The organism is Ancylobacter sp. FA202 (genome assembly GCF_000380205.1).
Classification (GTDB): domain Bacteria; phylum Pseudomonadota; class Alphaproteobacteria; order Rhizobiales; family Xanthobacteraceae; genus Ancylobacter.
In genome coordinates this window covers 4,285,451-4,309,490 of sequence record NZ_KB904818.1, presented here as the reverse complement: position 1 = coordinate 4,309,490, position 24,040 = coordinate 4,285,451, and the positions used below count along the sequence as shown (strand labels likewise).

Genomic DNA, 24,040 nt, shown 5'->3' with positions numbered 1-24,040 from the left:
GTGGCGCCGGCCTGAGGCCCCTCCCCGGCGGCGGCCCACGCCGCCGGAACCGCACTCAATCCCAGGCCAGCGCGCCGCCATTCTGGTACTCGATCACGCGGGTCTCGAAGAAGTTCTTCTCCTTCTTCAGGTCCATCGCCTCGCTCATCCAGGGGAACGGGTTCTCCACCTCGGCGAAGACCGGGGCGAGGCCCAGCTGGGCGCAGCGGCGATTGGCGATGAAGTGCATGTACTGCTCGCACAAGGCCGCGTTCAGCCCGAGGAACCCGCGCGGTATCGTATCCCGGCCATAGGCGGCTTCCAGCTCGGCGGCGTCGGCGAGCATGGCGCGCACCTCGTCCTGGAAGGCGGGCGTCCAGAGATGCGGATTTTCAGCCTTGATCTGGTTGATCACGTCGATGCCGAAGTTCAGGTGCAGGCTCTCGTCGCGCAGGATGTATTGGTATTGCTCGGCTATGCCGACCATCTTGTTGCGCCGGCCGAGCGAGAGGATCTGGGCGAAGCCGGTGTAGAACCACATTCCCTCGAACACGACGTAGAACGCCACGAGGTCACGCAGAAACTGCTGGTCGGCCTCCGGCGTGCCGGTGGCGAAGGCGGGGTCGTCGAGGCTCTGCGTGTGCTTCAGCGCCCAGGCCGCCTTGTCGGTGATCGAGGGCACCTCGCGGTACATGTTGAACAATTCGCCATCGTCGAGGCCAAGGCTCTCGACGATGTACTGGAAGGTGTGGGTGTGCACCGCCTCCTCGAAGGCCTGGCGCAGCAGATATTGCCGGCATTCCGGGTTGGTGAGATGGCGGTAGATCGCCAGCACGATGTTGTTCGCCACCAGCGATTCCGAGGCGGCGAAGAAGCCGAGGTTGCGCTTGAGCATGCGCCGCTCGTCCTCCGTCAGCCCGTCACGCGACTTCCACAGCGCGATGTCGGCCTGCATCGACACCTCGGTCGGCATCCAGTGATTGTTGCAGCCGGCGAGGTATTTCTCCCACGCCCATTTGTATTTCAGCGGGAGAAGCTGGTTCACGTCGGCGCGGGCATTGATCATCCGCTTTTCGTCGACGCTGACCCGGGCGGCGCCGCGTTCGATCGCGCCAAGTCCGGTGGCGTCGGCGGCAGGTGCCGCGATGTTGGGTGGAAGGGGCCGGGCGACGGGCTTGGTATCGGACCAGTCGAGCATGGATGTTCCTTGAGAGGGCGTCATGGCCGGGCTTGACCCGGCCATCCATGACCTTGCTGCTTGGCAGCGGGCGTCTCGCGAGGCGTGGATGCCCGGCTCAGGGCCCGGCATGACGTGGTGACAGGGGGAGGATGCCGGCCGACCTATTGGCAGGCTTCGCAGTCGGGATCGTTGATGGAGCAGGCCGAGCCAAAGGCGCTCTCGGGCACCGCGATGGGCGCCGCCGCCATCACCGCTGAGACGGCGTTGAGCTTGCCGTCAGTGCCCTTCAGCGTCGATTTCTCGACATGGCTGGCGGAGCGCGCCCGCAGATAATAGGTGGTCTTCAGCCCCCGCTTCCACGCCAGCCGGTAGGTCTCGTCGAGCACGCGGCCGGAAGGATTGGCGACATAGATGTTCAGCGACTGCGCCTGGTCGATCCATTTCTGCCGCCGGGCCGCCGCCTCGATCAGCCAGGCGGGCGCGATCTCGAAGGCGGTGGCGTAGAGCGCCTTGAGATCGTCCGGGATGCGGTCGATCGGCCCGACGCTGCCATCGTAATATTTGAGGTCGGACACCATCACCTCGTCCCACAGGCCGCGCGCCTTCAAGTCGCGCACGAGGGCCGCGTTCACCACGGTGAAGTCGCCGGACATGTTCGATTTGACGAACAGGTTTTGATAGGCGGGCTCGATCGACTGCGACACGCCGCAGATGTTCGAGATGGTGGCCGTGGGCGCGATCGCCATGGTGTTGGAGTTGCGCAGGCCGGTCGTCGTCACCCGTGCGCGCAGGCCCTCCCAGTCGAGCGTCGAGGAGCGGTCGAGGTCCAGCCCGCCGCGCGCGTCGCTTAGCAGCTCAAGGCTGTCGATCGGCAGAATCCCTTTCGACCACAGCGAGCCCTCGAAGGAAGGGTAGCGCCCGCGCTCAAGGGCGAGATCGCAGGAGGCTTGAAGTGCGTGGAAGCTCACTGCCTCCATGCTGGTATCGGCGAAGCGCACCGCCTCTTGCGAGCCATAGGGAATGCGCAGCGCCTGCAGCGCGTCCTGGAAACCCATAATGCCAAGCCCCACCGGACGGTGGCGCAGATTGGAGCGGCGCGCCTCGGGGATGGTGTAGAAATTGATGTCGATGACGTTGTCGAGCATCCGCATCGCCGTCGTCACCGTGCGCGCCAGCCGCGCCTGATCGAGCCCGTCGGGTGTGACATGCGCCAGTAGATTCACCGAGCCGAGATTGCACACCGCCACCTCGTCGGCGGTGGTGTTGAGCGTGATCTCGGTGCACAGGTTGGACGAGTGCACCACGCCGACATGGCCCTGCGGCGAGCGGATGTTGCACGGGTCCTTGAAGGTGATCCAGGGGTGGCCGGTCTCGAACAGCAGGGTCAGCATACGCCGCCACAGGTCGATGGCCCGCACCTGCCGGAACACCTTCATCTCGCCGCGCGCCGCCTTCGCCTCATAGGCCTCATAGGCGCTCTTGAACGTCGGTCCGGTAAGGTCGTGCAGATCAGGCGTCTCGTCGGGCGAGAACAGCGTCCACGGCCCGTCCGCCTCCACCCGCTGCAGAAACAGGTCCGGCACCCAGTTGGCGGTGTTCATGTCGTGGGTGCGGCGGCGGTCGTCGCCGGTGTTCTTGCGCAGGTCGAGGAATTCTTCGATGTCGATATGCCAGGTTTCCAGATAGGCGCAGACCGCCCCCTTGCGCTTGCCGCCCTGGTTCACCGCGATGGCGGTGTCGTTGGCCACCTTGAGGAAGGGCACCACACCCTGGCTCTCGCCATTGGTGCCCTTGATATGGGCGCCGAGGCCGCGCACCCGGGTCCAGTCATTGCCGAGCCCGCCGGAATATTTCGCCAGCAGGGCATTGTCCTTGATCGCCTTGAAGATGCCGTCGAGATCATCCGCCACGGTGGTCAGGAAGCAGGAGGAAAGCTGCGGGCGCAGCGTGCCGGCATTGAACAGGGTTGGGGTCGAGGCCATGAAGTCAAAGGAGGACAGCAGGCGGTAGAACTCGATCGCCCGCGCCTCGCGATCCACCTCGCGCAAGGCGAGCCCCATGGCGACGCGCATGAAGAAGGCCTGCGGCAGCTCGAAGCGAGTGCCGCGCGCGTGCAGGAAATAGCGGTCATACAGCGTCTGCAGGCCGAGATAGTCGAATTGCAGGTCGCGCTCGGGGAGCAGGGCCGCCGCGATGCGGTCGAGGTCGAATCGGCCGAGTTCGGGGTCGATCAGTTCCTCGGCGATGCCGCGCTGGAGATAGGCGCGGAAATAGTCGGGGTAGCGTGCCCCCATCTCGCGCTGCGTCGCCTGCGCCGGCCGGCCGTCGAGAAAGCTCAGCGCCTCGCGGCGCAGCTTGTCGCCGAGCAGGCGGGCGGACACCTTGGCATAGTTCGGCTCGGTCTCGATCAGCGTGCGGGCGGCGAGAATCGGGGCCAGCGCCAGCTCATCGACGCTGATGCCGTCATAAAGGTTGCGACGGGTCTCGTTGAGGATGGTGGCAGCGGAGACATCGGCCAATCCCTCCGTCGCCTCGGCCAGCACCGCCTCCAGCCGGGCAGCGTCGAGCGGCACCCGCGCCCCGTCGGCCGTGGTCATCGACAGCGCCGCCGTCAGCGTCGGAACCGAGAGGGAGGCCGCCTTGGCCGCCGCCCGCTCGCGTGCCCGCTCCTCGCGGTAGAGCACATAGGCGCGCGCGACCTTGTGGTGTTCGCCGCGCATCAGCGCCAGTTCCACCTGGTCCTGCACGTCCTCGATGTGGAAGCTGCGCCCGGAATCGGCGCGGCGGGTGAGGCCGGCAACGATCTGGTCGGTCAACTCGGCGACGATGTCGTGCACGCGGCGCGAGGCGGCCGCGCCGGAGCCTTCGACAGCGAGGAAGGCCTTGGTCAGCGCCACGGCGATCTTCGAGGCATCGAACGGCGTCACCGCGCCGTTGCGGCGGATGAGCTGATAGCCCGGTGTGCTGGAAGGGGCCGCCGCCGGCGCGGCGGAAACCGGCACGTGGCCGGGCAGGTTTTCGGCGTCGAGAGAAAGAGACATCGGCTAACCCCAAGATCGATGGGGGCAAAGGCCGAGCGGACGCAGGCGCGGGCCATGGCAGAACCACCGGCGGACGCGCGAACGCACCACCGGGACACCCCGCCCAGGGACGATTATGTTGCTACGGCAGGTCTCCTGGCTCGCGGGTCCACGCCTCTCGTCCGGCCTTCCCGAAGCGCGCGGCCTCAGTGACACGGTATGGACGATAGGCTCGCCGCTGACAGTTGCGGGGGCAGCGCCGGCCTCGCCCCGAAGAGCTCACCGGCTTCCCTCTTAGCCCTCTCGCCTTGCGACTCGAAGGACCGTAACGCCTACATATAGGCAGCCAGCGCCTCGCGACGTCAAGATATGGATGACTCTTGTCCTCAGCCGCATCTCGGCGCGCGGCCATCAGCGGCGCGCGGTCTCGCGCTCACCCCGCCCCGCCGGCCAGCAGGCCCTGCATGGAGCGGGCGATGTCGGCGGGCATGTAGGGCTTGGTGAAGAACAGGCTGCCAGCGGGAAGCTCAGCCTTGCCGGCGATCCGGTTGCCTGAAGTGACGATGATATGCACCGGGGGCCAGCGGTCGCGCACTGCGGCGGAGAGCTTCAGCCCATCCATGCTGCCGGGCATGTCGATATCGGTGAACACCAGCCGGATTTCCGGGACGGCTTCGAGGATTTTCAGCGCCTGGTCGGCACTGGCCGCCTCATGCACCTCGAAGCCGTTTTCGGCGAGGTAGTCGGCGATGTCGAAGCGCAGGAGCGCCTCGTCCTCGACCACCAGCACTGCGATTGGCATACTCAAAACCCCGGTGCCGGCGCACGATTCACTGCCACAATGACAGGCAACGCCGCATGCGGGAGAACGATCCCGGATTATTTTCCAAACCACCTTTTTGTGAGCCGGCGCCACATGCGCCGGCGACGGCAGACGCAGCGTCAACGCGCTCGCCCGCCGTTCCCGCACCGCACCGCGCGGGAAATCACGCGCGACGCTTGTCGGCCATGGCGTGATGGCGCTATGTAGGGCCTGACGATGTCGCGACCCGCCGGGCCGCACTTCCCATCGCTGCGTCTTGCTCCGGCGAGATGCAGCCGTGTCGGCTCCCACGAGCCGCCCAACCAGCAGCCGTGCTGCATGTGATCGGACAAGAATTGCAGGTCCTCGTTCGCGACAACAATGTCGAACAAGCCATGAGGGTTTTGAAGAAGAAGATGCAGCGCGAAGGCATCTTCCGCGAGATGAAGGCGCGCCGCGCTTACGAGAAGCCCTCCGAGCGGCGCAATCGTGAAGACGCCGAGGCCATCCGCCGGACCAAGAAGGCCGCGCGCAAGCAGGCCATTCGCGACGGGCTCATCGCCGCGCCGAAAAAGAAGCCGTTGATCGGCCGTGGCCTGCCCCGCCCTGGCGCCCCCAGCGCCCCGGCCGCCGAGTAAAAATAAATCTTGCGGGGGTTGTGAGAACATCACATCCTCTGTACGATAAGGCATCGATCTTGGACGTTGAACTTTGTTTTGCGCACCCGTGCGCCGTAGCGAACTTCCTCTCAAATCGATGTCAACCTGATGTTCGCATGCGTGCGAGCACTCAAATCACTATGTCGACTGAAAGGATTTAGTCATGGCTACGGGTACTGTGAAGTGGTTTAACGGCCAGAAGGGCTTTGGTTTCATTCAGCCGGACAACGGCGGGCCGGACGTGTTCGTTCACATCTCTGCTGTCGAGCGCGCGGGCCTCATGGGCCTGAACGAAGGCCAGAAGGTGTCCTACGAGCTCGAGACCGACCGCCGCAGCGGCAAGAGCTCGGCCGGCAGCCTCAAGGCTGCGTGAAGACGTTGCTTCCGGTCTTTGACCACGGATGTACTGGCAACGGCCGTTGAGGCAGTAATGGAAAGGCCGGGGAAACCCGGCCTTTTTTTGCGTTTACGAAGGGAAGTTCAGCATGCCCAAACGAGCGCAGGAGACACCCTTCAAGCCGAAGATGTCTCAATCTGAAAGCAAGGCCGATTCCGTTTCCCGGATCGCCATGTCGATGATCGAGCACGAATCCGTGGCGCGCGAAGCCAAGATCGCCCGCCTGCGGCAGGCGCGTCTGGCCCAGGAGGCCGCCGAGCGCAGCCTCGCCGCCTCAGCGCCCCCCAAGCCCACCCGCCGCACCGTCAAGCGTTAATCTCCCGCAAGCGTTAGTTTCCCGCGAAAGCTGCCATGCCTGCTGCCCTGAACGACCCCATGACCCTGAAGCTCAAGACGCTGCGCAACCGGCTGCTGGCCGAGCAGCGCGATCTGATTTCCATCGCCGCCGAGATCAACGCCCTGCCCTCCGACAAGACGATCCAGAAGATCGCCAGTCTAGAAGTCGCCATCGGTGCCGTCGAATCGATGCTCGATGAGGAAGCCGGCGAGCGGACGGCGAAATAGCGCCCGGCCGGTTCAGCCCGGCTTTGCCAGCAGCCCCTGCGCCAGGCAGCGGAACGCCTCGATCGCCTTTGGCAGCGCCTGTTCCGGGGAGGGGCTCGCAGCCGTCCACAGCGCCGCGTTCAGCGCCGCACCATTGATCAGCCACGCCGTCGCCGCCGAGTCCACCGGCTTCAGCACGCCGTCGGCGATCAGCCTTTCCACCGTGCGACGGGTGGTCTCCAGGCAGGCGTTCTGGCTCGGCCATTGCGAGGGATCGCCAAGCACGGCTGGTCCATCGAGCAGCACAATGCGCTGCACCTCCGGCTCCAGCGCCATCTCGATATAGGCGGCGCCCTCGGCCAGCAGCCCTTCCCATGGCGTGCCGGCGCGGGCGGCGATCGCCTGGGCGCGGGCGGCCATTTCGGCATCGATCTGGTGCACCACGGCGGCCAGAAGCCCGCGCTTGTCGCCGAAATTATGATAGAGCGCCCCGCGCGTCAGCCCGGCCGCCGCCGTCAGATCATCCATCGAGGCCTCGGCATAGCCCTTTTCGGCAAAGGCCTTGCGCGCCGCCGCCACCAGGCTGGCGCGGGTCGCCTCCATCTTTTCCGCCCGTCGTCCCACGGCCATGTCGTGCTCATCTTCCTTAAGGGCCCGAGCGCCCATTGACATACGTCACGTATGCGAACACTCTCACATACGAAACGTATATCAGATCGTGCCGCCCTCGGAATAGCCGGCGGCGGCATGGCCAACCGAAAGGACACGATGATGCGCGACGCCGTATTCCCCGCTGGCCGGCACGCCCTTTATGAGAAGCATGGCTATTCCGCCGCTATACGGTCGGGAGACCTTCTGTTCGTGTCGGGACAGGTGGGCAGCCGCCCGGATGGCAGCCGCGAGCCTGAATTTCCCCGCCAGGTCGAGCAGGCCTTCGCCAATTTGCGGGCGACGCTCGCCGCCGCCGGCTGCAGCTTCGACGACGTAATCGACGTGACCACCTTCCACACCGACCCCGAGAATCAGTTCGACACCGTCCTGGCGGCAAAGGCGCAGGCCTTTCCGGCGGCGCCCTTTCCCGCCTGGACCGCCATCGGGGTGAACTGGCTTGCCGGCTTCGACTTCGAGATCAAGGTGATCGCGCGACTGCCCGCACAGGCCGCGCCGTCGAACTGAACGGCCGCGTTGCGCCGCCAATGCCTCAGCTGAAGATCGCCTGATAGGTGAAGCGGTTCCCGTCACCGGCGATGGGGACGAGAAACATGTCCAGCTCGCCCAGCGCCGCATGGTGCGGGCGATGGGTGAGCTGGGCCAGGCACTACACGCAGGACGATTCGCAAGGGCACGGGCAAGACCTAGCCTGACCGCGAAGCCGTCGCCACGCGCGGCTCGAACGGCTGAAGCGTCCATGCGGGGCCTGCCCAGGCGATTCCTCTCTCCCTGCGTCATGCACTTCAAGGTTGACATACACTGGACGATACCACCCCGGCAGGATAGGTGTAGAGATAATGGCGACAACTTGAGCGTGACCCATGCCCCTCTCGCCCAATTCGGAGGTCGTTCGGCGGCCCCATCCGCTTGAAGCTGCCATTGGCGACACGCAGGTTCTGCTGGATGTCGAACAGGGCCTTTATTTCGGGCTGAACGCGGTCGCCAGCAGCATCTGGCAGCGTCTGGAGCAGCCCATCCGGGTCGGCGACCTCTGCCATTCGCTGATGGCGGAATATGAGGGCGAGGAAGCGCGCATCGAGGCCGAGGTGTTTGCCTTTCTGGCACAGCTTGAAGCCCAGAACCTGATCGATATTCGCGCGTGAGTGTGGCGCCCCTGACCGATGGCCTCCTCTGCGGCTGGCGCATCCGTTCCGCCATCGCATTGCCCGAACTCCTGGAATGGCAGGGGGACGACCGGCCGCCTGACCTCACCGTCCGACTCGGCGACGTTGACGAGCACCTGCCCGAGGGCCGGACACTGAGCCCGTTCCTTGAGATCGACGGCACCGGCACCGGCCTGTTGCAGGTGCCGGAGGTGGGGCGGTTCCTTGTGCGACCATCCGGCGGCATCACCATCGCGCCGCAGCCGGAGGCGAGCGCCGCCGAGATTCGGCTGTTCCTGCTCGGCTCGGTGCTCGGCCTAGTCTGCCATCAGCGCGCCCTGCTGCCGCTGCACGCCTCCAGCGTCGTGATCGATGGCGGTGCTGTGGCCTTCTGCGGCCCGTCGGGCATGGGCAAGTCCACCCTGGCGCTTCGCTTTGCCCGGCGCGGCCACGCGGTCGTCTCGGACGATGTCTGCGTCCTCGACAGCGGTGGGCCTGCCAGGGTGCGGCCCTCCTTTCCGCGGCTGAAACTCTGGCGTGATGCGATCGAGGATGCGTCGCTTTCTCCCGAGGGACTGGAGCGCAACCGGCGCGGGCAGGAAAAGTACCATTTCCTGGAGCCGGAGGCGGGCGTGCGCGATTCCCTCCCCCTGCGTGCCATCTTCCTTTTGCGCCGGCCCGAACGCGGCGAAGTGGAAGGCATCGAGCGGCTGTCGGCGCCGCTCGACATCCTCGCCGCGCTGGAGGCCGAGACGTTCCGGCTGCCGGTCGGGCGGGCGCTGGGGACCGAGAAGGCGCTGTTTCAGGCGCGCACGCTCATCGCCAGTACGGTGCCCGTCTATCAGCTTCGGCGCCAGCCGGATGCACCGCCCGAGCGCTGGCTCGACGCCATCGCGGCGATCGTGCGGGGATGAGCGGCCTCGCGCTCATCGCCTCCTATCCCAAGTCCGGCAACACCTGGCTGCGGGCCTTCCTCGCCAGCCATCTGCACGGAGGCCAGCCGATCGATCTCAATGGCGACCTCGTGCGCATCAGGAACGTGACCGGCCGTAGCCTGCAGGACAGGCATGCCGGCCTGGAGCATTCGGACCTCACTCCCAATGAGGTGGCTCTGCTTCGGCCCCTCTCCAGCCGCCGCATCGCCCGGCAACAGCCGGGCCTCTACAAGACGCACGATTCCAATCTCGTTCCGCCCGGCGCGCGCGAACCGGCGATCCCCGCCGACGCCATAGACCGCGTCGTCTACATCGTCCGGGACCCGCGCGATGTGGCGATCTCAATGGCGCATCATTTCGGCTGGTCGCTCGCGGCCAGCGTCGATCGGATGGGCGACACGGCGTTCTGCATCGGGCTCTCCTCGCCGGGGCTCAACATGAATATCGAGCAGTGGGTCTCCTCCTGGAGCGCCCATGTGGAGAGCTGGCTCGACGCGGGCGATCTGCACCTGCTGCCGCTGCGCTATGAGGACCTGCTGGCCGACCCGCCGGGGCATTTCACCCAGCTCTGCCGGTTCCTCGGTCTCGACGACACGCGCCACGCCGTCAGTCGCAGCCTGGAAGCGAGCAGCTTCACCGCTCTCGCCGACCAGGAGGCCCGCACGGGGTTCCGCGAGCGGTACGCGGCCTCAACCGCGCCCTTTTTCCGCAAGGGAGGCGCGGGCGGGTGGCGCGGGGAATTGCCGCCGGAACTGGCCGAGCGCGTAGCCTGCACGCATCGTCGGGTCATGGCGCGCTTCGCCTATCGCTGACGGCCCGCCGCCGGGACACGAGGGAGCGCTACCCGTTGCCGCCCTCGACCCGGCGGATGAAGCGGCCGGCGGTGAGCGCACGGCTGAAGGCGCAGAGATAGTCAAAAGTCGCCCGCTCACTTGCGTTCTCGACACCGGGCCAGGCATCGAGGAGTTGGTCCATGCGGTCGAGATCGAGGCACTCGCTGGCGAAAGGGCTGTTGCGCAGCCGCGCCACTTCCGCCCGCAGGCCGGGGAGCGCTTCCTGGAAGCCTACCCGCCAGTCGGCCGCCTGCAGCCCCTTGCGCCGCTCATTCAGCACGACGTCCGGCACCAGCCCGCGCATCGCCCGGCGGATGAGCGAGCGCGGCACGCCGCCCAGCGCAAACTGCTCGTCTGGAATGGAGAGGCACAGTTCGATCAGCCGCCGGTCGCTGGTGGGATCGCGCACATCGATGCCGAACAGACGGCGGGTCGCCATAGCGGAATGGCCGCGATGGTCGGTGCGGTCGAGCACCGCCAGGCGCAGCGCGCGACTGTCGCCACGTGCGAGGTTGCCGAGGTTGCAGGCCATGTCGATGGCGCGCTCCTCCATGCCGGAGCGGTGGAGAAACGCGGGATGGATGGCGGAATAATCGAACAGCCCCGGCGCCCCGCGCCCAAGGGCAGCGCGCAAGCTGCGGCTGAGACGCTTCGGCAGCAGGCTGTCCGCCGCCTCCCCGGCAATGCCGAGCCAGGAGCGCCCGCCACCGCGCCGCATGTCGCGCATGGTTCGCAACGCGCCGAGCAGATCGCCACTTCGCACGCGCGCCGCCAGTGGATCGCCGCTGCCATGGCTGATGGTCATATTGCCCATCGTCCCCTGCAGAACGACATCGAGCCGTCGGCGCTTCGCCTCGCGGAAGATGGCGGTGATCCAGACATTGTTGGAGGCATTCAGCACCGGCCAGTCATTTCCCATCTCGCTCCGGTCCAGCGCGTCGAGAATTGGCTCGGAATCATTGTCGATCCGCACATGGGCGATGTTGGGGTAAAGCGCCGCCACCGCGGCGGCGCGGGGCCATTCATCGGTGAAGCGGTTGCGGCTGGCGGGCTGCGCATGGCGCGGCGCGGCGGTGAAGGCGGTCAGCTCCCGCCCCTGCGCCGAAAGCTCCCGCGCCGCCAGCGCGGTGACGCTGGAACTGTCGAGCCCGCCCGAGAGTTCGCTGCCGATCCGCTCGCCGGGGCGGATGCGGGCACGCACCGCCTCGCCGAGCACCTCGCGCAGCGCGTCTTCGTAGTCCGCGTCGCGCGGCAGGTGAAGCGTCGCCAGGTTCTCCGGCTGCCACCAGCGCTCCAGCGCGAACTCACCCGCCGCCCAGCGCACGCAATGGCCGGGCGGCACCCGGTTGATGCCGCGAAAGAAGGTACGCAGCGGCTCGCGCGGCAGCATGCTCAGCCAGGCGGCCATCTGGTCCGGGTCGATCTCGCGCGGCACCTCGGGGCAGGCGAACAGGCCGCGCTGCTCGGTTGCAAAGAGGAGGCGCCCACGATCGGTCCAGAAGAACAACGTGCGCAGGGCGCCGGGATCGGTGGCGAGGTAGAAGGCGCGCTCGTCCCTGTCCCAGACCGCGCAGGCATAGTCGCCGATAAGATGGGTGAAGCAGTCCCTCCCCCAGCGGTGATAGGCCGCCAGCAGGAGCGCGCCGGTATCGATGGAGGCGGCGAGGCAGAGATGCCGCAGGAGCGCGTCGCGGTTGTCCAGCCGGCCATCGAAGGCAAGAGCCGCGCGGCTGTCCTGCGCGGCGATCGCGTCCTCGCAGGCGGCGAGAACGCACTCGGCGGCTACCGCCGCAGAAAGGCCGCGTGCCGACCGCCGGAGAGCGGCGAGGCACCGCTCGGCTGTTCCAGGCGCCAGGTTCAGCCCGCCGCAGAATCCCATCAATGGAGCCTTATGGCCGCCAGCGCCGCCGTTCAGGGCCGCAGCCGACGGCGCCACTCCCCGGTCGCGCTCTAGGAGGACACGCCGGAATCCGTGCTACCAGAATTATTCGCCTCTGCGCTGTGCAGAGGAGCCACCTCGATCACCGGCGTCTCCCAGCGGGGCTTGCCGGCCCGTGTCTCCGCCACTGCGGAAACGGATGTGGTCTCGTCCAATGCAGTTTTCACCGTTACAGCCCCTCGCGTCGGCCTCAACCAAGGATAGGAAGTTATGTTGCCCCACACGCGCGCGCGCGTCAAACGGCAGGGCCCGCAGAGGCGGTAAAAGGAATGCAACCAAGACGGTCACGTAGGCTCTTTACATTCTAAAGTTGCCCTCATAGGTTACATACAACCTTTGAGTGTATGCGCTTCGCATGCACGCCGCTTTCCGGTTGGGGCATTGAAAGATGGCTGAGGCATATCTGGGCGAGATTCGCCTTTTTCCCTATGACAGGGTTCCCTACGGCTGGCTTCCGGCAGACGGCCGATTGCTCAGCATCGCGCCAAATCAGGCGCTGTTCGCCCTGCTCCAAAACACGTTTGGCGGGGACGGAAAGACTCAGTTTGCCCTGCCGGACCTGCGCGGCCGGGTTCCGCTCTGCGCTGGTGCCATTCGGGATGGAACTGACAGATTCTATGCACTCGGGGAGGCGGCAGGCGCGGAAACCTTCACCCTCGCCGTAAAGCATCTTCCGGCCCACACACATACGTTCAGGGCCTGCACCAAGGAGGGGACGACCGGCAACAGCACGAACGGTCACGTCGCCACCGTCAAGAAAGACGATCTGACCCCGCCAAACGAACGTTTGCTCTATGGCGCCGCCGTTCCCGGCCAGACGGTGGCTCTGCACCCGCAATCCCTGTCACAGGTGGGCAGCGCTGGGGCGCACGAGAACATGCAGCCATTTGCCGTGGGCAGCTACTGCATCTGTCTGCGGGGAATTTGGCCCGAAAGGGAGTGAGGAGCGACGATGGAATACTACGTCGGAGAAATCAGGCTGTTCGCCGGCACTTACGCGCCGCAGGGTTGGGCCGTTTGCGAGGGCCAGACCTTGGCGATCAACGAGTATGAAGTCCTGTACGCGCTGGTGGGAACAACATGGGGCGGCGACGGCGTCTCGAACTTCAACCTGCCGGATCTGCGCGGCCGCGTGGTGATCGGCCGTGGGCAGGGCCCAGGCCTCATCTCACGCTCCCTCGGCGAGACCGGCGGCAGCGAGACGGTGAGTTTGGTGACCGGGCAGATCGCTCACAATCATCAACTGAACGCCTCCAAACAGCCAGCCAATTCCATAACGCCCGCCCAGACGCACATTTTCGCGGCGGCCGCATCAACTACGGCGCCCACCGGCTTTGACGGCTTGCCCTATGTCAAGTCAACGGCTGGCCTGGATCCCCGCATACTCCAGGTGGACACGCTCACCGTCAGCGGCTCAGGCGAACCCCATGTCAACGTGATGCCCTCCCTCGCGATCAACTACATTATCGCGCTGGCAGGGATCTTTCCTTCAGATTGAGGACGATTCATGGAGCCCTTTATCGGTGAAATCCGTCTCTTTCCACTGCACTATCCTCCCAAGGGCTGGCTGATCTGCAATGGCAATTTGCTCGAGATCCGCAGCCACACGACACTGTTCTCCATCATCGGCGTCAACTACGGTGGCGACGGCACCATCAACTTCGCCCTGCCCAATATTCAGGGCCGCGCCGTGCTTGGTGCTGGCACCGGGCTGGGCCTTTCCACGTATTCTGTCGGAGACGATGCCGGAATGGAGAGCGTGATGCTCACCAGATCGAATCTCCCTCCGCACAATCATATGGTAACGACCTACGCCAGCAATACTGACGGCGCACTTGACGGCTTGCCGGCCGAAACGAACTTTCTGGGACGCTACAAGGTGCGCGGGAACCCATCGGTGGCGGAGCATTTTCTGCCGGGAAGCGAAAACCTGGACACGGAACTCTCTCCCATCACTGTGGGCCTCGCCGGAGGCAATGAGCAACATAGCAATATGCAGCCTTACTTGACGCTGCTCTACTGTATCGCAACAGAGGGAATATACCCGATGAAGCCATGAACCCCGCTCTGTACGGCCTCGTCGTGCCGACACCCGCGTCGGCGCTGCCGGACACCTGGGCCGATGGCGGCCTCGCCCTCCGCCCGCAGACCGAACAGGATATGCCTTTCCTGCAGGCCCTGTTCGCCAGCGTGCGCGGGTCGGAATTCGAGGGCAATGGCTGGCCGGACGCATTCCGTTCGGCCTTTCTCGACCAGCAGTTCCGCTTCCAGCTCGCCCATTACGCCCAATACTACGCCGATGCGGACTTGCTGATCATCGAGCGGCAGGGCGCCCCGATCGGCCGGCTCTATCTCCACCGCAGCCCGAGCGAGCATCGCATCGTCGATATCAGCCTGCTGCCGGAGGCGCGCAATCAGGGGCTCGGCGGCGCGCTGCTGGACATCGCCTGCGCCGAGGCCCACCGGCTCGGGCGGGTTGTCTCCCTCCATGTCGAAAAGAACAATCCCGCCCAGCGGCTCTATCGGCGCAAGGGCTTCGTGCAGGTGGGCGAGAGCGGGCCCTATTGGCTGATGATCCGCGCGCCGGGGCAGGATGTGCCGGCCGAAGAGCATACCGAGGCCGGCACCTGAGCCAGCCTTTCACCACAGGTTCTGGAACGAGGCCCGCGCCTGCTCTATAGGGAACGCCTGTGCACTTTCCCTAAAGGCACCTCGCGCGGAACCTCTTGATGATCGACCTGTTCGCCCTGTTCTCCGGCCTCGCCATATTGTGCGTGTCGGCCCTCATCGCCTTCACGCTGCGCCGGCTGGTGCCGGCGGTGCTTGTCATCACCGCCCTCACGGTGCTGGCCGCGGTGGCAGCGGTCGATTTCGGCCTGTTCGCCGCGCTCACGCCGCTGCTCGTCATCTATGGCAATGGCGCCCTCATGGGCGGCGTCGGCGGCGCGCTCTATGCCCGCAAGCTCGCCGAGGAACGGGCGCGCTAGACCGGCTCGGCCACTCACCTTCCGATGGCGCCTTTGCCGCAGGACATGCCGAGCGCGACGATCATCAGTCCGCCGGCGAGCAGAAAGGTCAGCTGCATGCCGGCCGCGATGGCCGCAGGTTTGGCGTGCAGCAGATCCTCCGTGCCGGCGCCGAAGGCGAACACGCCGCCGAGCAGCGAGGCACCCAGTATGAGGCCGATATTGCGCGACAGGTTGAGCAGGCCCGACACCGTGCCGCGCCGGTCGGCGGGAACATCGGCCAGCACGGCCGTGTTGTTGGCGGCCTGGAACAGCTGATAGCCCGGCGTCAGCACGATTATCGCGCCCACATAGCCCGCAACACCCAGCACGCCCGGCAGCACCGCCAGGAAAAACGCGCCCGCCGCCAGCAGCGCGAGCCCGAGCACGAGCACCCGGCCGCTGCCCCACGCATCGACCAGGCGCCCCGAGGGCACGCCGCTGACGATGGAAATTGCCGGTCCGATCGCCATCACCGCTCCCACCAGCGCGTCCTTCAGTCCGAGGCCGAGGCCGAGATAGAACGGCCCGACCACCAGCGTCGCCATCAGCACGGCGGCGACCAGCGTATTGACGATCAGATTGGGCGCCAGGCGCCGGTTGAGCACCGCGAACAGGGGCGGCGACGCTGCCCTCTCCCGGCGCGGCGTGTCCGGCAACGCCGTTCGCGCCAGCACCAGGGCGAGCACGGCCAGCGGCAGTTGCACCCAGAACAGGCCGCGCCACCCCGTCAGCGGCATCAGCAGCCCGCCGAGCGCCGGGCCGAGCGCGGTGCCCAGCGCCGAAACCGTGCCGAGCAGACCCATCGCCCGGCCCAGCCGTGCCTCGCCGGCGCTCTGGCGCATCAGGGCCATGGCGAGCGTCATCAGGAAGGCGGCGCCGACGCCCTGCAGCAGCCGGGCGGCGACCAGCAGCCAGAGGCTCGGCGCCAGCGCGCACAGCAGCGAGGCGAGAGCGAACACGGTGAGGCCCGCCATCAGCATGGGCTTCAGGCCGTAACGGTCGCCGAGCCGGCCGGCGACGACGACCGAGACCGTCAGCGCGGCAAGATAGGCGACCACCACGACCTGCACCTGCGCGAAGGGTGCCGCGAACGCCTGGGCCAGCGCCGGCAGCGCGATATTGGCGATGCTGGTGCCGAGCGCGGCCAGCAGCATCGCCAGCGCCAGCGCCACCGTCAGCCCCCGCGGCGTCGTGCGCGCGCCGGCCGTTACCGTTCCCCCGTCCATTGCCGCGTCGATTGGCGCTTGCCTGACTGTCATCGCCTTCCCTCTCTTGTGCAATTGCCTGTCGGGGGGCACACTGCCACTTCAAGTCGAGTTGAGGTCAAGCGTGAAATTCCTGGATATTGGCGAGGTGTCGGCCCGGAGCGGAATCGCGCCCTCGGCGCTGCGCTATTACGAGCAGGCCGGGCTGATTTCCTCGGTCGCCCGCCACGGGCTGCGCCGGCAGTTTCCGCCCGAGGTGCTGCTGCAGCTCACGCTGATTTCCATGGGCAAGTCGGCGGGGTTCTCGTTGGAGGAGATCGCCGGCATGTTCGGCGGCAACGGCACGCCGGACCTGCCGCGCGCCGTCCTCCATCGCAAGGCTGACGCGATCGACCGGCAGATCCTGGAATTGAAGGCGTTGCGCGACACGCTTCGCCACGTCGCCGACTGCCCGGCACCCTCGCATATGGAGTGCCCGACCTTCCGGCGGCTGGTGGAAGCAACGGCCCGGCGCGCGGCAAAGCCAACACGCACCGAAAAGCCGAAACCCCGCGCCCCCCGTTGACGTTCGCGCGCGCGGCCCGCCCCTCGCCCGACCGCCGCAAAGGCGCGTGCGAATTACGGCCAGCGGATTCCGGCAGATCTTGCCGACCGCGACGGCGCAACGCTGGGGAACCCGACATCCCCACGCAGGGTTACAGCCTGATGGCGGTGCTTGCCGTTCTCTCCCCACCGCTCAACGACGGTCACAGCAATCGGAGAAATGCACCATGACGTGGGAATATCATGTGGTCGAAACGACGCTGGATTCCGCCGCGCTGGGGGAATTGGGGGCTGAGGGATGGGAACTCGTCGCGGTCGTCTCCCCCGGGCATTTCGTGCTGCATTACTTCTTCAAGCGTCCGGCGCGCGCCTGAGCGATCTCGGCCGTTTCCAGCTGGCTCGATCCGGTCGGCTTCGGCCTTGTCGGACCTGCTGGCCTATCGGGCGGAAAGCCCGACAAGACTCAGCCGTCCTTGCTTGCCAACAACGTGACAGCGGACCGGCCGGCCTGCGCCTGGCTTATCGCCTCCCCGGCGAGGGCAATGACGTCGGCAAGCGGGCGGTCGATATCGACCGTCACCACGTCCGCTTCGCCGGTGGGGACTTCAAGTGTGGCGAGCTGGCTGTCGAGAAGCGCGAGCGGCATGAAATGCCCGGCACGCCGGCTCATGCGCTCGGCCAGCACGGCCCGCGAACCGCTGAGGAAGACGATGTCGAGCGGCCCGGCCGTACGGAGCTGGTCGCGATAGGCGCGCCGCAGCGCCGAGCAGGACACCACGACCCCGCGCCCGGCAGCACGGCTGTCGGCGATCGTCCGGCAGATCGTCGCCAGCCAGGGACGACGATCCTCGTCGTCCAGCGGCTCGCCACGGGCCATCTTGGTGATGCTGGCGGGAGGGTGGAGCGCGTCGCCCTCGATGAAATCGGCACCGAACCTGTCGGCAAGCGCTTGCCCGACCGAGGACTTGCCGCAGCCGGAAACGCCCATGACCACGATGGCGGGAGGTGCCTGCCGCATCACAGGCGTCACGAAGCCGCGCCGAAGCGGAACTGCACCTTCATCGCCCGCCGCCGGTCCGAGGCCAGCGCGAACGCCGCGTTCGCCTCCTCGATCGGGAAGCTGCCCGTCAGCAGCGGCGCGAGGTCGACACGGCCGGTGGAGATCAGCTCAGCGGCGCGGGCGAACTCGGCGTCGAAGCGGAAGCTGCCGCAGAGGTTCAGCTCCTTGGCGACGATCGCATTCATCGGCAGGGACAACTCGCCGCCGAGCCCTACCAGCACGAGTGTGCCGCGCGGGCGGGTGAGTTCGATGGCGCTCACCAGCGCACGCCCATTGCCGGAACATTCCAGCGCCGCGTCGACACGGCCCTTGTCCCGGGCGAGATCGGCCAGTTCGTCCGTGCCGCCCGAGACATCCACGCAGCGCGTCGCCCCCAGCCGGGCGGCGATGGCGAGGGCTTCCGGCGCGATGTCGGTGGCGATGATGGCACCCGCGCCGGCGAGCTTCGCGGCGGCGATGACGAGGCAGCCGATCGGGCCGCAACCGGAGACCAGAACGGTCCTGCCCGCGAGATCGCCCGCCTGCGCCACCGCGTGCAGCGCCACGGCGAAGGGCTCGCACAGCGCGGCGAGCGACAGGTCGACATCGTCGGCGACTTTCACGGCCTGTGCTTCCGGCACGGTCATCTCCTCGCGGAACGCTCCCTGTACATGGGGGAAACGCATCGCGCTGCCGTAAAAGCGCATGTCGAGGCACTGGTTGCGCAGGCCGCGCCGGCAATATTCGCACTCACCACACGGCCCCGAGGGATTCACCGCCACCTTGTCGCCGACCTTGACCGAGGTCACGCCCGCCCCCACCGCGCGCACCGTGCCGGCCACCTCATGGCCGAGCACCATCGGCTCGCGCAGACGCACCACGCCGAAGCCGCCCTGGTGGAAATAGTGCAGGTCCGAACCGCAAATGCCCCCCGCCCCCATTTGCACAACGACATCGTGCGGGCCGGGCGCGGCAGCCGGCAGCACCTCGAGGCGCAGATCGTGCGGGGCGTGGATGACAATGGCACGCATGGTGGGCAAGTCCTTGGAGAAAAGGGAAGGCATGGGAGAAAAGGGAAGGCAGGAATGGGGTCGGCGTCACCGGGTCATCCAGTGCAGCGGCCACAGCACGATCTGCGGGAAGGCGACCAGCAGAACCATCACGAAGGTCTGGGCGATCAGGAAGGGCAGCACCCCGCGTATCACCCCGCTCATCGGCACCTTGGCGACGCCGCAGACCACGTTAAGCACGGTGCCGACAGGCGGCGTGACCAGGCCCAGCGCGTTGTTCATGATGAACAGCACGCCGAAGTAAACCGGGTCGATGCCCGCCTGCTTCACAACAGGCATCAGCACCGGGGTGAGGATCAGCACGGTGGGGGTGAAGTCGAGCGCGGTGCCGATGATGAACACCAGCACCATCAGGATCGCCATAAGCAGGATCGGGCTGTCCATGAACGGCTCGACGAAGATGGCGAGCTGCTGGGGAATGTCGGCGGTGGTGATCAGCCAGGCCGACACGCCGGCCGCCGCCACCAAAAACATGATGACCGCCGTCGTCTCCGCCGCCCGGTAGATCAGGCGGAACAGGTCGCGCGGCTTGATCTCGCGGTAGATGAACAGGCCGACAAAGAGCGAGTAGACGGCAGCGATGACCGCCGCCTCGGTGGGGGTGAAAATGCCGAACTTCAGACCGCCTATGATGACCAGCGGCAGCAGCAGCGCCCAGAAAGCGTCGCGGGTTTCGATCGCGCGCTCCCGCATCGAACGGCGCGGCTCGACGCGGGGGTTGTCGCGCTTGATGCACCAGCGCCACGCCACCATGATGGCGATGCCCATCAGCACGCCGGGCACGATGCCGGCGATGAACAGCTTGGTGATCGACACGCCACCGGCGACGCCGAAGATGATCATGCCGATCGAGGGCGGGATGACCGGGGCGATGATGCCGCCGCAGGCGATGAGGCCGCAGGAGCGGTTCACATCATAGCCGGAGTTGCGCATCAGCGGCACGAGCACCGAGGCGAGCGCGGCGGTGTCGGCGACGGCGGAGCCCGAGAGCGAGGCCATGATGACCGCCGCCATGACCGCGACATAGCCCAGCCCGCCACGGATATGGCCGACCCAGGCCATGGCCATGGTGATGATGCGCCGGGTCATGCCGCCGGCATTCATGAACTCGCCGGCGAGCATGAAGAAGGGCACGGCAAGCAGCGGGAAGCTGTTGGCACCGTCCCACATGTTCTGGATGATGATCTGCGGATCGGTGATGCCCATATAGAACATCATGGCGAGGCCGCAGCCGATCAGCGCGAAGGCGACCGGCATGCCGAGCGCCATCAGGCCCAGCAGCGAACCGACGAAGATAAGGACGATCATGACGCGGTCCCCTTGCGGGAGGTCTGGTCGGCGAGCTCGTGCTCGATGTCGTGGATTTCCGACATCCCCTCCTCGTTGACGTCGATCAGCTCGTCTTCCGCGACATGGCCGAGGGCGAGGCGAATGAGGTTGGAGAGGCAGATGAGGCCGATGGCGGTCGAGGTGATGTAGCTCACGCCATAGACCCACAGCGTCGAGATCTGCGCGACGGGCGAGGAGTTGCCGGCGATGATGTCGTGCTGCAGCCAGGTGCCGTAGAGCATGTACAGGGCGCACACGAGCATGATCGCCTGGCTGATGCCCCAGCACAGCTTGCGGCCGAGCAGAGGCAAAGCGCGCACCACCAGGTCGACACCCAGATGCGCCCGCCGGTGCAGGCCGACAATGGCGCCGAGGAATGTGAGCCAGACAAAGGCGAAGCGCGGCAGTTCGTCGGACAGGTCGATACCGGTGTTGAAGCCGAGCCGCAGCACCACATTGCCGAAGACGGTGACGAGCATGACGACCATGCACAGCACCATCACCGCTTCCAGCACGCGGTAGAACGCGGCGATCGCCAAGCTGAGCAGTTGGTTCATCGGGACACCTCGCGAAAGCCAGGCGCCGCTCCGTCACCGAGGAAGGGGTGCGCCGTGGGAGGAAGGCCGGCGACCCGCGCAGGCGGGCCGCCGGAGGCGATCGCTCAGTTGGCGCTGCGCGCCTTCTCGATTTCGGCGTAGAAGCCGTCAACGAAGGCGTCGCCGATCTGCGGCTTGAACTTCGCCACCACCGGCTTCACCTGGGCCTGGATGCGGGCCAGCTGGTCGGCGGGAACCTCGTCGACTTCCACGCCCGCTTCCTTGAACTTGGCGATGACGTCGCGATCACCCTCGTCCAGCAGCTTGCGCTGGAGCAGACCAGCCTCGACCGCCGCCTTGCGGATGCCGGCCTGGTCGGCCGGGGTCAGCTTGTCCCAGAACTTCTGCGAGGCCACCAGCGCCACCGGCGTATAGACGTGGTTGGTAAGCGAGATGTACTTCTGCACTTCCTGCATCTTGTTGGCGTACATATGCAGGAGCGGATTCTCCTGGCCGTCGATCGCCTTCACCTCAAGCGCCGGGAACACTTCCGAGAACGGCATCGGGGTGGCGTTGGCGCCGATGGTCTTCCAGGTGTCGAGCGCGACCGGGTTGGCCATCACCCGCAGCTTCAGGCCGGTGATGTCGTCCAGCTTGGTCACCGGGCGGCGGCTGTTCGACAGGTTGCGGAAGCCCATGCCGGTCCAGGTGAGGCCGACAATGCCCGAGGGCTCGACCTTGGCGAAGATTTCCTTGGAGGAGGCGCCGTCGAGCACGGCGTACACTTCCTTGGTGTTCTGGAACATGAAGGGCAGATCCCAGACCTGCACTTCCTTCACTCGCGACGACAGCGGCGCCAGCGTGCCGATATAGAATTCCTGCGTGCCGGACTGCACCGCCTGCAGCTGCTTCTCGTCGCTGCCCAGCAGGGCGCCGTGATAGGTCTGCACCTTCACATTGCCATTGGTGTAGGTGCCGACCAGCTCGGCGAACTTGTTCATCGCCGCCGCCTGCGGGTGGCTTTCCGGCATGGCGTGGCCGGCCTTGGCCTTGATTTCCGCCATGGCGGGGCCGGTCGCGAACAGCGCGGCAGCCGCCAGCAGCGCGGCGGTGGCCGCGCGCAGGCTGGGAGTCTTCATCGTGAAAGCGGTCTTCATGGGGCTTCTCCTTGGTCGGTGTTGTTTTCTTGTGGAAGCCGGCGGCGAGCCGGCTAGAGAACGGCCAGCATGCCGCCATCGACATAGATGAGCTGGCCGTTGACGTAGTTGGAGGCGGGCGAGGCGAGGAACACCGCCGCGCCGACCAGTTCATCGGGCTGGCCCCAGCGCTTGGCCGGGGTGCGGCCCTTGACCCAGGCATCGAAGGCCGGATCGTTCATCAGCGCCTCGTTCATGTCGGTCGCCATGTAGCCGGGACCGATGGCGTTGGCCTGGATGTTGAACTGCGCCCATTCCGCGACCATGGAATGGGTCAGCGTCTTGATGCCGCCCTTGGCCGCCGTGTAGGGGGCGACCGTCGCCCGCGCCGCTTGGCTCATCAGCGAGGCGATGTTGATGATCTTGCCGCCGCGCCCGCGCGCGATCATGCGGCGCGCCGCCTGCTGGCTGACCAGGAAGGCGCTGGTGAGATCGACTTCCAGCACCCGGCGCCAATCGGCCGGGTCGAGATCCACCATCGGCTTGCGGAACTGGATGCCGGCATTGTTGACGACGACATCCACCTCGATGCCCTCGGCATCGAGCGCGGCGAAGGCCTCGGCCACCGCCACGTCATTGGTCACGTCGAAGGGCAGCGCATGGGCGTTCAGGCCCTCCCCTTCCAATGTGCGGCAAGCCGCTTCGGTGGTGTCAGCCTTGGTGCCGTTCAGCACGACACGGGCCCCGGCCTGGGCGAGGCCGCGGGCGATGCCATAGCCGAGGCCGCGGGCCGAGCCGGTGATGAGCGCCGTGCGGCCTTCGAGGGAAAAGAGCTTCGTGGACATGGAGATATCGCTTTCTAGAGAGCGCTGCGGCGGGTGCTGACGTCGGGACGCTTGAACACGTCGGGGCGCAGTTCGAGGCCGAGTCCGGCGCCTTCCATCGGGTAGGCGTAGCCGTTCTCGATGCGCGGCAGGTTGGTCACCAGCTCGGTGTACCAGCCGCGATAAAAGGCGCGGACCGACTCCTGGATCAGCGTGTTGGGCTGGCTGAACGAGCAGTGGATCGCCGCCGCGAAGGCCACCGGGCCGGTGCAGTCATGCGGGGCGAAGGGCCGGTGATAGGTGTCGGCCTGCGCGGCGATCTTGCGACCCTCGGTGAGCCCGCCGGTCCAGCACAGGTCGACCATCACCACGCCGACTGCGTCAACATTCAGGAAATCCTGATAGGCGAAGCGCGAACCCAGCGTCTCGCTGGCGCAGACCCACACATCGGTGGAGCGGGCATATTCGGCCAGCGCCTGCGGCGAGTTCATCCGAATCGGGTCTTCGTACCAGGTCGGCGCATAGTCTTCGAGCGCGCGGGCGATCTTCTTGGCGGTCGGCAGGTTCCACAGCGAGTGGAACTCGACCATGATCTCCATCTTGTCGCCGACCGCCTTGCGGATCTTCTCGAAGGGCTGGATCGCCGTCTTCATCTGCTCGGCGGTGATGTAGTTGCCGCCGGTCTCGATCGCGGCGGGATCGAACGGCCAGATCTTCATGGCGGTGATGCCTTCGTCGAGCAGGCTCTCCGCCACCTCGTCGGCACGGTTCATGAAGCCGTCGAGATCCTCATAGGGCCCTTCGGCCTCGCCGAGGCCCCAGGTGGACACCGGCTTGATGCTCATCGAGCGGACATATTTGTAGCCGGCGCAGGTGTTGTAGAGCCGCAGCTTGTCATGGGCGAGGCCGCCCAGCATCTGGTGGACCGGCTGGTTGCAGACCTTGCCGAAAATGTCCCACAGCGCGAAGTCGATGGCCGAGGCGGCGCGGTATTCGACACCGGTGGAAGCCTGCGCCAGCGGCAGGTTCACCATCTCGCGGTTGAGCGCCTCGATGCGCAGCGGGTCGCGGCCGAGCAGCCGGCCGGCCAGCGTGTCATGAATGTGCGCCTCGACCGCGCCGGCGCCATAGAATGTCTCGCCGAGGCCGATCACGCCCTCGTCGGTATGGACGTGCACCCAGAGCAGATTGGCGAACTCGGCGACGCGGATGGTCTCGATGGCTGTGATTTTCATGAGATCTTGCAAGC

The 24,040-nt window shown here is 66.5% G+C and carries 29 protein-coding genes and 1 riboswitch; of the genes, 15 read left to right on the top strand and 14 right to left on the bottom strand.

Features of this window, described 5'->3' with window-relative positions; genetic code table 11:
- Positions 1 to 55: 55 nt before the first annotated feature.
- The 3 genes from A3M1_RS0119885 to A3M1_RS0119875 form a co-directional block, all read right to left on the bottom strand.
- Positions 56 to 1,288 (bottom strand): ribonucleotide-diphosphate reductase subunit beta, encoded by a 1,233-nt coding sequence (locus A3M1_RS0119885; protein ID WP_371258765.1) that lies wholly within the window; start codon positions 1,286 to 1,288, stop codon positions 56 to 58.
- A gap of 32 nt (positions 1,289 to 1,320) precedes the next feature.
- Positions 1,321 to 4,200, bottom strand: coding sequence for a ribonucleoside-diphosphate reductase subunit alpha (locus A3M1_RS0119880; protein WP_018390745.1), 2,880 nt, complete (start codon positions 4,198 to 4,200; stop codon positions 1,321 to 1,323).
- Positions 4,201 to 4,307: 107 nt separating this feature from the next.
- Positions 4,308 to 4,522: riboswitch (cobalamin riboswitch) on the bottom strand.
- A gap of 90 nt (positions 4,523 to 4,612) precedes the next feature.
- Positions 4,613 to 4,981, bottom strand: coding sequence for a response regulator (locus A3M1_RS0119875; RefSeq protein ID WP_018963994.1), 369 nt, complete (start codon positions 4,979 to 4,981; stop codon positions 4,613 to 4,615).
- A 356-nt stretch (positions 4,982 to 5,337) separates the two neighbouring features.
- On the opposite strand from A3M1_RS0119875, the gene rpsU reads away from it, so the two are divergent.
- The 4 genes from rpsU (at position 5,338) to A3M1_RS0119855 (ending at position 6,601) form a co-directional block, all read left to right on the top strand.
- Positions 5,338 to 5,619, top strand: a complete 282-nt coding sequence (rpsU, locus tag A3M1_RS0119870; protein ID WP_026221415.1) for a 30S ribosomal protein S21 — start codon at positions 5,338 to 5,340, stop codon at positions 5,617 to 5,619.
- Between the two features lie 184 nt (positions 5,620 to 5,803).
- Positions 5,804 to 6,013 carry a cold-shock protein gene (locus tag A3M1_RS0119865; protein WP_018390742.1) on the top strand — a complete coding sequence of 70 codons (210 nt, stop codon included), beginning with the start codon at positions 5,804 to 5,806 and terminating at the stop codon, positions 6,011 to 6,013.
- 112 nt (positions 6,014 to 6,125) lie between these two features.
- Complete coding sequence (locus A3M1_RS0119860) at positions 6,126 to 6,353, top strand: hypothetical protein (protein WP_018390741.1); 228 nt, start codon at positions 6,126 to 6,128, stop codon at positions 6,351 to 6,353.
- A 35-nt stretch (positions 6,354 to 6,388) separates the two neighbouring features.
- Positions 6,389 to 6,601 (top strand): hypothetical protein, encoded by a 213-nt coding sequence (locus tag A3M1_RS0119855; protein WP_018390740.1) that lies wholly within the window; start codon positions 6,389 to 6,391, stop codon positions 6,599 to 6,601.
- 12 nt (positions 6,602 to 6,613) lie between these two features.
- Here the strand turns inward: A3M1_RS0119855 and A3M1_RS0119850 are convergent, their stop codons facing one another.
- Positions 6,614 to 7,210 (bottom strand): TetR/AcrR family transcriptional regulator, encoded by a 597-nt coding sequence (locus A3M1_RS0119850; protein WP_018963996.1) that lies wholly within the window; start codon positions 7,208 to 7,210, stop codon positions 6,614 to 6,616.
- A 141-nt stretch (positions 7,211 to 7,351) separates the two neighbouring features.
- On the opposite strand from A3M1_RS0119850, the gene A3M1_RS0119845 reads away from it, so the two are divergent.
- The gene (locus A3M1_RS0119845; RefSeq protein WP_371258764.1) at positions 7,352 to 7,756 is read left to right on the top strand and encodes a RidA family protein; all 405 of its coding nucleotides are present in this window, start codon (positions 7,352 to 7,354) and stop codon (positions 7,754 to 7,756) included.
- Positions 7,757 to 7,781: 25 nt separating this feature from the next.
- On the opposite strand, the gene A3M1_RS27220 is transcribed toward A3M1_RS0119845, so the two are convergent.
- A complete protein-coding gene (locus A3M1_RS27220; protein WP_371258788.1) occupies positions 7,782 to 7,895 on the bottom strand; it encodes a hypothetical protein in 114 nt (37 codons plus the stop codon).
- A 217-nt stretch (positions 7,896 to 8,112) separates the two neighbouring features.
- Here A3M1_RS27220 and A3M1_RS0119840 point away from each other — a divergent pair, with 217 nt between their 5' ends.
- From A3M1_RS0119840 to A3M1_RS0119830, 3 genes are read left to right on the top strand one after another with little or no spacing between them, the layout of a single operon-like run.
- The gene (locus tag A3M1_RS0119840; protein ID WP_018390736.1) at positions 8,113 to 8,394 is read left to right on the top strand and encodes a PqqD family protein; all 282 of its coding nucleotides are present in this window, start codon (positions 8,113 to 8,115) and stop codon (positions 8,392 to 8,394) included.
- Positions 8,391 to 9,308 (top strand): hypothetical protein, encoded by a 918-nt coding sequence (locus A3M1_RS0119835; protein ID WP_018390735.1) that lies wholly within the window; start codon positions 8,391 to 8,393, stop codon positions 9,306 to 9,308. Before A3M1_RS0119840 ends, A3M1_RS0119835 begins: the two co-directional genes overlap by 4 nt.
- The gene (locus A3M1_RS0119830; protein WP_018390734.1) at positions 9,305 to 10,141 is read left to right on the top strand and encodes a sulfotransferase domain-containing protein; all 837 of its coding nucleotides are present in this window, start codon (positions 9,305 to 9,307) and stop codon (positions 10,139 to 10,141) included. The genes A3M1_RS0119835 and A3M1_RS0119830 overlap by 4 nt, the downstream gene beginning before the upstream one ends.
- 28 nt (positions 10,142 to 10,169) lie before the next feature.
- On the opposite strand, the gene A3M1_RS0119825 is transcribed toward A3M1_RS0119830, so the two are convergent.
- Entirely contained in the window at positions 10,170 to 12,041 is a 1,872-nt protein-coding gene (locus A3M1_RS0119825; RefSeq protein WP_018390733.1) for an asparagine synthetase B, read from the bottom strand.
- Positions 12,042 to 12,489: 448 nt separating this feature from the next.
- Here A3M1_RS0119825 and A3M1_RS0119820 point away from each other — a divergent pair, with 448 nt between their 5' ends.
- The 5 genes from A3M1_RS0119820 (at position 12,490) to A3M1_RS0119800 (ending at position 15,088) form a co-directional block, all read left to right on the top strand.
- Positions 12,490 to 13,044: a phage tail protein gene (locus A3M1_RS0119820; RefSeq protein WP_018390732.1), complete on the top strand. Its 555-nt coding sequence runs from the start codon at positions 12,490 to 12,492 to the stop codon at positions 13,042 to 13,044.
- A 9-nt stretch (positions 13,045 to 13,053) separates the two neighbouring features.
- On the top strand, positions 13,054 to 13,599 hold the full coding sequence (locus tag A3M1_RS0119815; protein WP_018390731.1) for a phage tail protein: 546 nt from the start codon (positions 13,054 to 13,056) through the stop codon (positions 13,597 to 13,599).
- Between the two features lie 9 nt (positions 13,600 to 13,608).
- Positions 13,609 to 14,160, top strand: coding sequence for a phage tail protein (locus tag A3M1_RS0119810; RefSeq protein WP_018390730.1), 552 nt, complete (start codon positions 13,609 to 13,611; stop codon positions 14,158 to 14,160).
- The gene (locus A3M1_RS0119805) at positions 14,157 to 14,732 is read left to right on the top strand and encodes a GNAT family N-acetyltransferase (RefSeq protein ID WP_018390729.1); all 576 of its coding nucleotides are present in this window, start codon (positions 14,157 to 14,159) and stop codon (positions 14,730 to 14,732) included. Before A3M1_RS0119810 ends, A3M1_RS0119805 begins: the two co-directional genes overlap by 4 nt.
- A gap of 98 nt (positions 14,733 to 14,830) precedes the next feature.
- The gene (locus A3M1_RS0119800; protein ID WP_018390728.1) at positions 14,831 to 15,088 is read left to right on the top strand and encodes a hypothetical protein; all 258 of its coding nucleotides are present in this window, start codon (positions 14,831 to 14,833) and stop codon (positions 15,086 to 15,088) included.
- A gap of 14 nt (positions 15,089 to 15,102) precedes the next feature.
- Here the strand turns inward: A3M1_RS0119800 and A3M1_RS0119795 are convergent, their stop codons facing one another.
- Positions 15,103 to 16,335, bottom strand: a complete 1,233-nt coding sequence (locus tag A3M1_RS0119795; protein WP_018390727.1) for an MFS transporter — start codon at positions 16,333 to 16,335, stop codon at positions 15,103 to 15,105.
- Positions 16,336 to 16,438: 103 nt separating this feature from the next.
- On the opposite strand from A3M1_RS0119795, the gene A3M1_RS0119790 reads away from it, so the two are divergent.
- Positions 16,439 to 16,879 carry a helix-turn-helix domain-containing protein gene (locus A3M1_RS0119790; protein ID WP_018390726.1) on the top strand — a complete coding sequence of 147 codons (441 nt, stop codon included), beginning with the start codon at positions 16,439 to 16,441 and terminating at the stop codon, positions 16,877 to 16,879.
- Positions 16,880 to 17,084: 205 nt separating this feature from the next.
- The gene (locus tag A3M1_RS26765; protein ID WP_018390725.1) at positions 17,085 to 17,231 is read left to right on the top strand and encodes a hypothetical protein; all 147 of its coding nucleotides are present in this window, start codon (positions 17,085 to 17,087) and stop codon (positions 17,229 to 17,231) included.
- A gap of 89 nt (positions 17,232 to 17,320) precedes the next feature.
- On the opposite strand, the gene A3M1_RS0119780 is transcribed toward A3M1_RS26765, so the two are convergent.
- From A3M1_RS0119780 to A3M1_RS0119750, 7 genes are all read right to left on the bottom strand, one after another.
- Positions 17,321 to 17,875, bottom strand: coding sequence for a gluconokinase (locus A3M1_RS0119780; RefSeq protein ID WP_198291147.1), 555 nt, complete (start codon positions 17,873 to 17,875; stop codon positions 17,321 to 17,323).
- A gap of 8 nt (positions 17,876 to 17,883) precedes the next feature.
- Positions 17,884 to 18,927 (bottom strand): L-idonate 5-dehydrogenase, encoded by a 1,044-nt coding sequence (locus A3M1_RS0119775; RefSeq protein ID WP_018963997.1) that lies wholly within the window; start codon positions 18,925 to 18,927, stop codon positions 17,884 to 17,886.
- Between the two features lie 66 nt (positions 18,928 to 18,993).
- Entirely contained in the window at positions 18,994 to 20,274 is a 1,281-nt protein-coding gene (locus A3M1_RS0119770; protein ID WP_018390722.1) for a TRAP transporter large permease, read from the bottom strand.
- Complete coding sequence (locus A3M1_RS0119765) at positions 20,271 to 20,852, bottom strand: TRAP transporter small permease (protein ID WP_018390721.1); 582 nt, start codon at positions 20,850 to 20,852, stop codon at positions 20,271 to 20,273. Before A3M1_RS0119765 ends, A3M1_RS0119770 begins: the two co-directional genes overlap by 4 nt.
- A 104-nt stretch (positions 20,853 to 20,956) precedes the next feature.
- The gene (locus tag A3M1_RS0119760) at positions 20,957 to 21,988 is read right to left on the bottom strand and encodes a TRAP transporter substrate-binding protein (protein WP_018390720.1); all 1,032 of its coding nucleotides are present in this window, start codon (positions 21,986 to 21,988) and stop codon (positions 20,957 to 20,959) included.
- A 53-nt stretch (positions 21,989 to 22,041) separates the two neighbouring features.
- Complete coding sequence (locus A3M1_RS0119755) at positions 22,042 to 22,812, bottom strand: SDR family oxidoreductase (RefSeq protein ID WP_018390719.1); 771 nt, start codon at positions 22,810 to 22,812, stop codon at positions 22,042 to 22,044.
- Between the two features lie 14 nt (positions 22,813 to 22,826).
- A complete protein-coding gene (locus tag A3M1_RS0119750) occupies positions 22,827 to 24,026 on the bottom strand; it encodes a mandelate racemase/muconate lactonizing enzyme family protein (RefSeq protein WP_018390718.1) in 1,200 nt (399 codons plus the stop codon).
- Between the last annotated feature and the right edge of the window lie 14 nt (positions 24,027 to 24,040).